This window comes from Nostoc parmelioides FACHB-3921 (assembly GCF_014696625.1).
GTDB classification, from domain to species: Bacteria; Cyanobacteriota; Cyanobacteriia; order Cyanobacteriales; family Nostocaceae; genus Trichormus; species Trichormus parmelioides.
Genome location: NZ_JACJQL010000117.1, coordinates 1 through 10,755, shown reverse-complemented (window position 1 = coordinate 10,755; position 10,755 = coordinate 1). Strand labels below are relative to the sequence as shown.

The 10,755-nt window shown below is 38.8% G+C and carries 10 protein-coding genes and 1 pseudogene; 7 read left to right on the top strand and 4 right to left on the bottom strand.

Going from position 1 to position 10,755, the window contains the following annotated elements:
* From H6G14_RS31710 to H6G14_RS31695, 4 genes and pseudogenes are all read left to right on the top strand, one after another.
* Nucleotides 1–263: pseudogene (locus tag H6G14_RS31710) on the top strand (hypothetical protein); the annotation flags it as partial.
* Between the two features lie 110 nt (nucleotides 264–373).
* Complete coding sequence (locus tag H6G14_RS31705) at nucleotides 374–1,573, top strand: hypothetical protein (RefSeq protein WP_190572782.1); 1,200 nt, start codon at nucleotides 374–376, stop codon at nucleotides 1,571–1,573.
* Between the two features lie 199 nt (nucleotides 1,574–1,772).
* On the top strand, nucleotides 1,773–1,988 hold the full coding sequence (locus tag H6G14_RS31700; RefSeq protein ID WP_190572780.1) for a hypothetical protein: 216 nt from the start codon (nucleotides 1,773–1,775) through the stop codon (nucleotides 1,986–1,988).
* A 347-nt stretch (nucleotides 1,989–2,335) separates the two neighbouring features.
* Entirely contained in the window at nucleotides 2,336–3,673 is a 1,338-nt protein-coding gene (locus tag H6G14_RS31695) for a deoxyguanosinetriphosphate triphosphohydrolase (RefSeq protein WP_199326351.1), read from the top strand.
* 83 nt (nucleotides 3,674–3,756) lie between these two features.
* Here the strand turns inward: H6G14_RS31695 and H6G14_RS31690 are convergent, their stop codons facing one another.
* Entirely contained in the window at nucleotides 3,757–4,641 is an 885-nt protein-coding gene (locus H6G14_RS31690; RefSeq protein WP_190572777.1) for an SH3 domain-containing protein, read from the bottom strand.
* Between the two features lie 387 nt (nucleotides 4,642–5,028).
* Here H6G14_RS31690 and H6G14_RS31685 point away from each other — a divergent pair, with 387 nt between their 5' ends.
* Nucleotides 5,029–5,376, top strand: a complete 348-nt coding sequence (locus H6G14_RS31685; protein ID WP_190572785.1) for a hypothetical protein — start codon at nucleotides 5,029–5,031, stop codon at nucleotides 5,374–5,376.
* Between the two features lie 53 nt (nucleotides 5,377–5,429).
* A complete protein-coding gene (locus tag H6G14_RS31680; protein WP_190572775.1) occupies nucleotides 5,430–6,008 on the top strand; it encodes a Uma2 family endonuclease in 579 nt (192 codons plus the stop codon).
* A gap of 40 nt (nucleotides 6,009–6,048) precedes the next feature.
* Here H6G14_RS31680 and H6G14_RS31675 read toward each other — a convergent pair whose 3' ends face one another.
* Nucleotides 6,049–6,423, bottom strand: coding sequence for a hypothetical protein (locus H6G14_RS31675; protein ID WP_242054243.1), 375 nt, complete (start codon nucleotides 6,421–6,423; stop codon nucleotides 6,049–6,051).
* A 273-nt stretch (nucleotides 6,424–6,696) separates the two neighbouring features.
* Here H6G14_RS31675 and H6G14_RS31670 point away from each other — a divergent pair, with 273 nt between their 5' ends.
* Complete coding sequence (locus tag H6G14_RS31670; protein ID WP_190572773.1) at nucleotides 6,697–8,691, top strand: protein-arginine deiminase family protein; 1,995 nt, start codon at nucleotides 6,697–6,699, stop codon at nucleotides 8,689–8,691.
* A gap of 123 nt (nucleotides 8,692–8,814) precedes the next feature.
* On the opposite strand, the gene H6G14_RS31665 is transcribed toward H6G14_RS31670, so the two are convergent.
* Both H6G14_RS31665 and H6G14_RS31660 read right to left on the bottom strand, forming a co-directional pair.
* Nucleotides 8,815–9,399 carry an endonuclease dU gene (locus tag H6G14_RS31665; RefSeq protein ID WP_190572771.1) on the bottom strand — a complete coding sequence of 195 codons (585 nt, stop codon included), beginning with the start codon at nucleotides 9,397–9,399 and terminating at the stop codon, nucleotides 8,815–8,817.
* A gap of 311 nt (nucleotides 9,400–9,710) precedes the next feature.
* On the bottom strand, nucleotides 9,711–10,484 hold the full coding sequence (locus H6G14_RS31660; RefSeq protein WP_190572769.1) for a right-handed parallel beta-helix repeat-containing protein: 774 nt from the start codon (nucleotides 10,482–10,484) through the stop codon (nucleotides 9,711–9,713).
* Nucleotides 10,485–10,755 lie beyond the last annotated feature (271 nt).

The following is a 10,755-nucleotide window of genomic DNA, read 5'->3' as shown; positions in this document are numbered from 1 at the left end:
CTACTTATCCTCTATACCACCTACTTAGACAGAACCTTGCCGTTAGATATGCCTGCCTTTATCCCTTGCTTAGTATTCTTGTACTATATTTAGATGCGTTTGCCCTGATTGTTGCCCACGCTGATATTTACTGCGCTTTGTATAACGCCAGAGGTGAAGTTATCGAAGACATGGGGGATGAGGTTTGGGTGGCTTGGGAGCATTGGCAAGACAAACCCAAGAAGAATGACCGCTATTTTAAAGACGAATTACGGCTGCTGTAAATATAGCCAGTAATTTTTAGACCCGGAAACATACCTACCAACAAAACAACAAACCCTGCGATCGCGCCAGGGGTAATCGTCGTGCGTCTACATAAACAGGAGCAAATATAATGACACCAACTATTACACGACCCACTACCAGAAAACAGACTAAAGATAAACATGAATCCCCGTACAAGCGGCTTCATGTGATTATCCCCATTGAGGATATGCTATGGGCCTCCCAGCAGAAACCGTCAGTTAACCAATTGTGGCAGGAGTGTTGGACTTCTGACCCCTATGGTTCTCGGTGGATGCCTTTATCAACCAACCTCGGCTACAGCAGTTTTATCTGTGCAAAGAAAATTCTCTCCAAAAGTGGGCTGTTTATCTTCAAGCCTGACAAGTCAATACAGGATGGGCGTGAAACTGTAGGCTGGATGGTGAGAAATTTGCATGGCAGCAGAATCAAAGAATTTTGGGACAAAGTAAGTGCTGAAACTGAAGAACCAAATTCTACAAAACAACAATCAAGTGCTGAGATTTTACAGATAGATGCTGGCTCTGAAGAAATGCGTTGTAAAGACAAAGCGTCTATTTCAGATAAAACCCAGTCAGAGCAAGGGTTCCAGAAACCCTCACGAACTCCTCAAAAACAACTCACGAACTCTTCAAAAGAGATCGTGAGTTGTAATTCTTCCACGCAAAAGGAAAATTCGCACCGTGATGAGACGGCTGACGCGCCTTTGAGGGGCGCGTCGCCTCAGACCTTGGAAGGCGTGGAAGAAAGAGAAGAGTTACCTACGGTAACGGACTGCACGTCGCTGACGCTCGTAGATGCTGTACCAAGTCAACCCGCTTCGTTGTTAAATAAAAATCAAGACTTGGGTGTTGAGTCAGGAACCAGTCATGAAGACTATATTTCCGCCGCGCCGCTTACCTCTGGTTTTGAAAATTCGGTAACGCAAAGTGAGGAACCAGTAGGCCAAAGTCAATCCGCTCCGTTGCTGAGTGAGAATCAGGATTTGGGTAATGAGCCAGGAACCAGTTATGAGGGTATTGGTTCCGCGCCGTCCGCTCTTGAGATGGAAACACAGCCTGACAAATGGTCGAGTGAAGCGATCGCCCTTCGGTCAAAGGCTAGACCTTGGCGCATGGAAAAGTTAAAAATGGCGGGGTTATTAAAGGAAAACCCCGGCTTAGATTTTCTCATGGAGTGTTGGAACGATGACCCAGCTTTGCAAATCGTGATTACGGGATTGGTGCGGAAGTGTCCGCAGTGGGGTTATGTGGTTGTGGATAGGCAGTTGATTAAATGGGAGCGAGAGTAAGACAATCAGACGACAGTGCAAACGATGCCTTGAGCAATTACAGTAAAGCTTGTTACTGTATTACCGCCTGCCTCTAGTGTCTGGTGTATAACCGCAGGCTTGCAAACTTGTCATTAGTAATTGCTGTTATTGTGGCAGCAATGATAAACATCCCTATATAATGCAATGGTAAACTTTATAACCAGTATAAAATAAAAAAATGGCGCAAACTTGGACTCATGGAAGCGAACAGAACGAAACCTGTCCAAAGTGTAATTCTCTCTATAGAGTAACCACTTTTCGTTTACCAACGAGAGATTCAGATTACTTTGATTGTCAGGTTTGTGGTGATAGAATACGGGAGTGGAATGATACAGAAGTTCCTAGTTTTACGCTTATTCAGCGCGGTCAGCATGAAGAATCAGAAAACAAATAATTGATTTTTTATGGCTCTCTCGTAGTATAACTTTCAGCCATGTAATGGCTGCTAGTGATAAAAGATTTGCTCGGTTCGATACCAAAACCTAATAAATCCCTTAATTCTTGGTCTTCCCTTAACTTCCTGCTCAATCAGTCTAGTAACTCTACCTGTAGAATGTATTTGTTAACTTTCACTGTCCTACTATTGCTTGTCCAGCCCGTGTGTAATTAAAGGTAGTTATCGCTTAGGACATTTTACTGCAAGGATATTTTTTTACTTTTAGCTAAGTAGAGTTAGAATGTGGCATCGCTTATTGCTTTTAGCAAAAATGGCATTGTCTACTACTTCAAAACTAAGCAATTATGATGGACTGGAAAAAACTACTGACACCTCAAAGACTAGGTAAGAGTGAACCAGAGGATATTCAGCATGGACGCACTTCTTTCTTAAGAGATTATGACCGTTTGGTGTTCTCTTCGCCTTTTCGCCGCCTTAAAGATAAGACGCAAGTTTTCTCATTATCTAAAAATGACTATATTCGTACTCGCCTTATCCATAGTCTAGAGGTTTCCTGCGTGGGTCGCTCTCTTGGTCGGATTGTAGGAAATGAGATTGTCACAAGACACAAACTTGATAAATATGGTTTTAATGCTTCAGATTTTGGTGAAATTGTGTCGGCGGCTTGCTTGGCTCATGATATAGGTAATCCTCCTTTTGGGCATTCAGGAGAAGATGCTATTCGTACAGCATTTCAATCTTGGTATGGCAGTTTTAAACAAACAGAAGAAAATTTTTTTGATGAAGCTCAGAAACAAGATTTTAATTTATTTGAAGGTAATGCACAAGGATTCCGTATTTTAACAAAATTAGAAATGCCACCTCAAAGAGGAGGAATGCAGCTTACTTGCCCAACTTTAGCAGCATTTACAAAATATCCTAGAGAATCTTTAATACCAGAATTTGTTTTTAATGGTTATAAGGGTAGAAGTATTAAAAAATATGGATTCTTTCAAGCAGAGAAAGATTTATTCACTGAAGTAGCCGAAACGGTAGGGCTAATTCGTCGTCATGAACAAGCAGCATGGTGGGCGCGGCATCCGCTTGCTTTTTTAGTTGAGGCAGCAGATGACATCTGTTATTCAATTGTTGATGTAGAAGATGGTCATCGCATGGGTTATATATCATTTGAAGATACTAAAGATTTACTTAATTTTATTGCTTGTATTGATATTCAACAGACAGATGATAGTAATGAAGAAAAAGTTAAAAGGATGCGTGCGAAAGCTATCAGTAAGCTTATCGACCAAGTAGTAGAGATTTTCTTAGATAATGAGTCAAAAATACTTACTGGAGAGTTTGATGAGGATATATTATCTTTAAGCGATTATAGAAATCACTTAGAAAAGATTAATAAGAAAACACGTAATGCTGTTTTTGAGCATCGTGATGTAGTTAGTATTCAGATTGCTGGATACGAAGTTTTAGGAAAAATCTTTACTGAGTTTGCTAACTCTATTTTAAGTAATGACAAAAAAATGCAATTAATTTATCATCTGCTTCCTAAAGAATATCATCTAAAAGATGAGAAAGATATTTACGCAAAAATCCTTAAAATTACAGACTATGTTTCTGGCATGACTGATTCTTACGCGACTAGCTTGTTTCAAGAACTAAGTGGTATTTCTTTAGGAACAAGTTAGCTCATATAATTAAGAAAACTATTCTCTGTAAATATCAGTAGTTCAAATTAGAGTTAAGCTTAACTTTAGAATTATTATTTCTGTTAATTTACTAATCCTGAATAAAGCCAACCAATCTTATCATCAACCTGAACTTTGTACCAAACCTGACCAGCACTATTTGTTTCTTCACTCAAGATAGTTACTGAAGTACCATTTGGGATTTTTGCTAGGACTTCAACTTCTGTGCTTGGGTAGCTCCGTAAATTTGCATAACCATCACCAGCTTGAACAAATCGATTATCAGTAGAAGATTGATGAGTTATCTGTTCATTAGCAGTTACAAGTTTTGGATTAGCATACTTTATAACTAATGTGTCTTTCATAATAAGTGAATTATCATAATCTTGAGCATCAGCCCTAATGATTATTTGACTACCTTCAGTTTCAATACTGAATCTGCTCGGATGAGTATTAAAGTTTATCCAGTCTTGCTTTGATTTACCCAAGCAACTACTTATTTCTCTTACTTTATCAGTCCACGTATTGGAGGTTAAATCGAACTTGGCTTCCCATTCTTGTTGCCATATATCTTCAGGCAGTTCTTCATTACACTTCTCAGTACGTACATAAGTAACAAGTATTTCTTTATCATTTAGCTGTACATTACCTGGGGTTTCATAAGAAAAGTCTGATCCAGTTTTCTTAACTAATGCAGGAATCGTTTCATTTAGTGAATGTGATGAATCTGATTTAGGTTCATCTTGGTATTTTGAGTCTTCCTCAGCCTTTTCAGGATAAGTTAAATCAGTGGAAGATGAGTCAGTATCTGAATCTATCTCTGCTGATTTAATTTCTGGATGATATTTGTTCGACGATTGAGGTGTATTTATGATTGTTGTAGAACAAATAAAAAATAGAAAAACAAAAATACCTACAGCAGTCGATTTTGGATGCTTAGATATAATTTTTTTGATTAAGTCTTCCATCAGTTAATTAGAATTTGCAATAGGCAAGGACATATAATTATTTTCTTTATTTAGTTGGCTAAAAAGCAACAGTTAACTTACTGGTAAATAGTATGAAGCTTTTAAATCTATGAATAAGAAATTGGTATACTTAAAAAAATAAATTCAGCAAAGATGCTTTACTAAGAGCCTAAATCAGATTTTGCTTACTTGATAACTAAAGTATATTTTTGATTAAAAGCACATATTACTTAATTATTCCTATGTTTTTATTGCCACACTTGGGGTCAAACAATTTATACACAAACTACTAGAGAAAAATTTGGTGCTTTTGCATCATGATCGAGATCGCTGCCTGAGCCACAAGAAAAGTCAGTACAGCCCAGTCAACAGGAGGTTCAGGAGGTATTGCAACAGCTACGGGAAATACCTTGTACGCCTCAGTTCCGGTTAAACGGAGAGATTCAGCGTACAGTCAAGCGTTACTGGGCGAATGTGCCGGGTGCGATCGCGTATTTGAAGGAGGCAGTGCGAACTTGGAAGGGGATTAAGTCACCGGAAGCTGTGTTTGTTGCGGCTTGTAGGGAGGGACGGAAGCCGGAGACGCAACAGGTTAAATCTGCTGTGAAAGATTGGTTTGAGTGGGCGAGGAAGCAGAGGATCGTGATTGCGATGTCGGGTGAGGTCGTATATACGCCGGATGGTGAGGCTGTGGGTTTGAGCGAGATGATGCGGCGGTATCCGGTGGGGGAATGAGTAGCGCATCGCTTATGATAAAAAGAAATCGCCCATGAAGCGAGTTATGGCTTATGTCTCTGACCATCAAAGACTTAGAACAATTGCAGTCACAAAATCCCGATTTACGGATGGAGTTAGTTGAGGGAAACATCATCGTTATGGGGCCATCCGATTACGAGTCAGATGAAATTGGTTCTCGCCTGTTAACTTTCCTCAATATGTGGGTTATGCCTCGCAAGTTAGGCAGAGTGACTGGTTCTAGTGCTGGCTTTATCTTGGCTAGTCTGGAAAATGATGACAACACAGGCAACCCTGAAAAAAGAAACTTACGCGCTCCTGATGTGTCTTTTGTTCGCGCTGAACGACTAAAAAAAACTCAGCGTGACTTTGTGGAGTTAGTACCTGATCTCACTGTTGAGGTCAAATCTAAAAGTGACCGCATCAAACCATTACAAGAAAAAATCAAGCTATTTCTTGAACTTGGTTCTACAGTTGGTATCCTTATTGACCCTGACAAACTTTTGGTGACAGTTTACCGCCGTAACCTTGAACCAGTTGTTTTGAAAGATAATGACAAACTGACTCTACCAGAGTTACTTCCAGGTTGGGAATTAGAGATCGCAGAACTTTGGCCACCTGAATTTGAGTAGAGATAGCTTGAGTATAATTTCGTTCAAAGTATTGACTCAACTAATGATGAGGATGATTATTTCGTTGCAGCGCCATAAGAAAAATCCATTTTAAACCAATTTTGATTTCTGCATCCCAAGGACGTTTTACCTGCTGGGGTTGCAGCTCCTTCCCTAAGTTAATCAGTACGGCATTGTGTAGAGATTGCCTCAACCTTGCGGTCAGTTCTTCCTTGGCTGCGGCCAGTAGTATTCTTTCATTTTTCGGTCGAGCAGGGTTGCCTACTAGTGTTGTCTGCTGCCCAAAGAAAAAATTCAGAATATCTCCACCTATTCTCCCAGCATTCACCGTGTCAGCATTAATCAACCCGCCGCCAAACTGGGCATTGCGTAAGTCGTTATTAATGACTTGCTTAGGGTCTTGTGAGTCGGGCATGGGTTAGTTTGGGCAGGTTTAAGCATTGTTCTGAATGTTAGCACCTATTTAGTCTGCGTTGAACTTACACCAAATTGAAAATTTCGGAAGTTATAAACCGCTTTGCCTGCAAAGATTTCCATCAAATGGATTAAATTATCACTTCAGTGAGGAATACAAAAGTACATTTAAGTATTAAAAAAGATTATTACTTAAAAGAGTAAGATTTATTGATAATAGATATAGGATAATTCAGATGAGAAGAATAAATTAACTTAAAGAGACATTATGGTTATGAGAAAGTTATTAGAAGTTGAAATATTTGATAAACGTAGTTCAGATCCCAAAGAAAGAAATTGGAAGTATGAGGATGTTCTAGTTGTTGGTCAACCCGCACAAATTTCTTTGCAAAAACTAGCTCCTCCACAAAGCAAATTTGTAATTTTAAATACTAGTGGAGAAATTGAACTTTTTACTAGTACCGAGCAAACCCTTTCTATGCAAATCCCTCTGGTTCTCGAACACTTGCCAGAAATTAATCTTTTGTCAAGAACCTTTAGTGATCGAATCAAAGACCGTTTTTTACAAGTTAGTTTTCAAGATGAGAATCGTCATCAGCTAAGTCAAATACAACTGAATTTAACTGTTGTTCGAGTTTGTCTAGATGTGGATGCAGATCGGGATGGAATTATTGAAGAAGATAATCCCCATAAAGCTGATTGGCAGTGGGGCAGTAATGGTCATGGTGCAGTCTTATTAGTTAATAGTGACCGTGACATTGTTTATTCAAATGAGGAAACTGATGGCGAAGAACGATTAATTAAAAGCCTACTCGATCTAAAAGATTTTAGCTTGATTATTGTTCGTAAAGCTGGCTTGAGAGATTTACCTTCTGGATACGATTTTTACTTGTCAGTTAACAAAGACATAGCCAAAAGGATTCGTATATATGATGAATTAGATAGAGATGGTTATGAATTAATTGGCCCTGGAAGAACAAGCGCAAAAATTAGAGATACCGACAGAGATATTCTTTTGGCTATTGAGGGATTAAGTTACCCTGATGTTGACTTTGATGGTTTAGTTGAGATTACTTTAAGTCTAGTAAAAGATGAGAAATATCTTTACAGTGACCGGGTTATCTTCAAAGTCGCACCTTGGATTATGACTCCTAATACTTTATCTCCAATCGAAGTCTTTGTTTCTCGGCTTTCAAATGGAGTTAACAAGGAATTTATTGAAGAACTAAGAAAAGTTGTTGGTAAAGCTAACGCACAGTTAGATATTATTCCTTTTGAATTACATCAAGATGACCGTTGGATGCAGGACGAGATTGAGATTGGTTATGCTCAAGCTCCAGGACATTTGATGTACGTGGTGTTTGATTCTCCCCGCGATCGCGGATTAGTTGACTTTCCCAAAACCAAACTGTTAGGCATTGATTTTGGTTATGTAACCCGCAAAAGTCGCTATGAAGCTACAAAATTAGACTCTTTTGGAAATTTAGAAGTTTCACCGCCAGTAACTGTTAAAGGCGTTCATTATCCATTTGGCCGTCTGATTTTTGGAGGAACTCGCAAAGAAATTATTTTCCAACCACGTCGAATGTTAAAGGTGTTACGAGATTTTCTCTACGCTCAAAAAATTCAAGCACCTTTTGAAATCTTTTCTGATTGGCTGAGTGTGGGACATATTGATGAGTTTATGACTTTTGTTCCTGCTCCTACTCCTAAAGGATTTAAACTACTTTTAGCTAGTACCAACCAATTTTATAACATTCTCAAAAGTTTACAACAGCAAGGTCATGGTTGTGTATTATTACGTCAGGGAAAACGATTTTCTAGAGGCCCTGCTGATATTAGTGTATCAGATGTCCTTGATGATGAAAAATTAACAGAGGATAATCATCGCTTTCAAGAATACATTGATTGGAATCGAGAAGTTTTAAAACAAGAATTAGATTTAGGTGAAGAAGATATTATTGAACTACCTGCTTTGTTTGAAAAAGATAAAGATGAACGAGCAGAAACTTTTTCTCCTAACATGGTCAACATGATAGTTCTAAAGCAGCATCTTGGTATTCCTAAACCTTCTGGCCCTAAAATTGATAATCAATGCCAATTTGAAGCTTATGTTAAGGAAGTCTTAGAGCCTTTAGGTTTAATTTGCCATTTTATTGATGATTGGGAGCCATATTTTCTTGGAAGAGGAGAAATTCATTGTGGTACTAATGTACGTCGGCAACCTTTTACTCAAAAGTGGTGGGAAGTTGAACCTGCATTTTTGTAAAGGAGTTTCTTTTTAATAATTCTAAATCGCTCCCAAAATCGACCACTAATATATACCAATACCAATAACTGCGATGACCGCTGGTCGGACGGAGCATCGTCGCAACCAATCTCCCAGAAGCACTTAAGCCGAGCTGCTACTTTCGCCAGTCATGACAGCAGAGGTAATTAAATGTGCTAAACGCAGAGCTTCTGGGACTTTACCGCAGTCAGTTAAGCGTTGAAGTACTTCGGCTACTATGGCAGGTTCTTCACCAGAAACTTGGAAGAAAAAGGGTGAATAATCATAAATCGTACCAGCAAGCTGCAAAAGTTGCTGACGTTGGAAGAAATCTGGCAAATTACTCATAGCTTGTTCAACAGCAGCTAAATTAGGTTGGCGGCGCATCAGGGTGACGCAGGGTAATTGCAGGCGGTCGGCTAATTCTGGAAGATTCACGAGGTTAAACCCGCCAAACCCAATTCCATCTAAAAGCAAGATATGTAGTTGTGGTAAAAACTTCCTTCCAATCAACAACTTGCAGATGACTTCTGTGGCATTAAAACCATCAGGTTGTACTTCACCCCACACCATGCCTTCAAATCGAGTTCCTGCACACACCACCCCAGCTATAGAAACATTGCTACCAGTACCGCGAATAAAAGGAGCATCATCAAAACCAATAACGCGAATAGTACGATTGAGTTTTAGTAGAGATTCCAGTTTCATCAATATCTGGTATGATGGGCGACCCCTTGAGGCTTTTGGTTGGGTTAGTTTGCTTAATTTTCTTGTTGTATCTGTGTCTGTAATTGAATAACTGGTTCTAATGCTAGACCTGTAATTTGTGCAATTTCGGATACAAACATTCCTTTTTTGGGCAGCTTTCTCTCCCCAACTAGTCACAATTTCCATGATTTCCTCCTGCTGTATATCCAGACAATTGGAAACAACTAGCCACAGCATTAAAAGCAGCCTCTAAGTGGCGTTGCGCTCAGTGCAGTAGAGCCTGCTTAAGTCCTGGTGAAAAAGCTACCAATTTAAAAATGCTCTTGCTTCTTCTTAACTCCATAGAATAGGGCTTTTTTTCTCTTCATCAGCCAAGCCAGACCACTAGCAATTATACTACCAACAATCATGTTAGCTTCAGGTATTGGTTTCAATTGGATAGGGCCGGAAATGATAATTATGTTACCGCCAGGAGTAATAGTTATGTTACCTCCTGAATTGTTGTTCCCACCTGTGACTTCTCCAGTATTACCACTGTTAGTGCTGTTGGAAACCGTTATAGTGCTAGTATCTTGAGCAGTTATTTCCACAGAGCCAGCGTTAATTATGCTATTGATCAAGGTCAAGTTACTATTATCCTGAAGATTAATCTTCACATAATCACCTCTAACAATGCTATCTGCAAGCTTTACCTGACTACCACCAATAAGATTTATACTGCTTGAGATAGTTAGTCCGGAAAGTTTGACATCCGCACTATTGCTAATATTAAAAACGGGAAATTCATTATTACTCTTGATGGTCAGTAGATTAGCACTCGCCCCATTGATAGTAAGATTTTTGTTGATTTCCAGTTCCCCACTTGTCAGAGTAATTGTACTTGCATTACTTCCTAACAAGAACTCTATCACGTCATCATTATTAGCAATATTTATAATATCGCGCAACGAACCTATGCCAGAGTCATTAACATTGTTAACCGTTAATATAGCGGCTTGTGCTGATTGAATTTGTATTATGGAACCCAAAGCTATAATTGTGGAAATAGCCTGAATTTCTACCTTCTTGATATTAATATTTATCATCTGAATTCCTTATTTTCAAAGATTCAAGAATACTTAAAATGTTGAGAAATACATAAATATTTACAACAAACACTGGTTTTGTGTTTACATATCTCTACATGATTGGTCTTTCTTCAGGCTGACTATGAAATATACTTCTCAGGGATTATTATAGTTTTTAGGACTTACGCATTGACAAAAAATTTCATTCATGTGTACTAAGCAACACAAGTATGGGTAAGATTTTCTACAATGTAATCACGCAAAACTAAAGTGAATAAGTTCCTTTGCA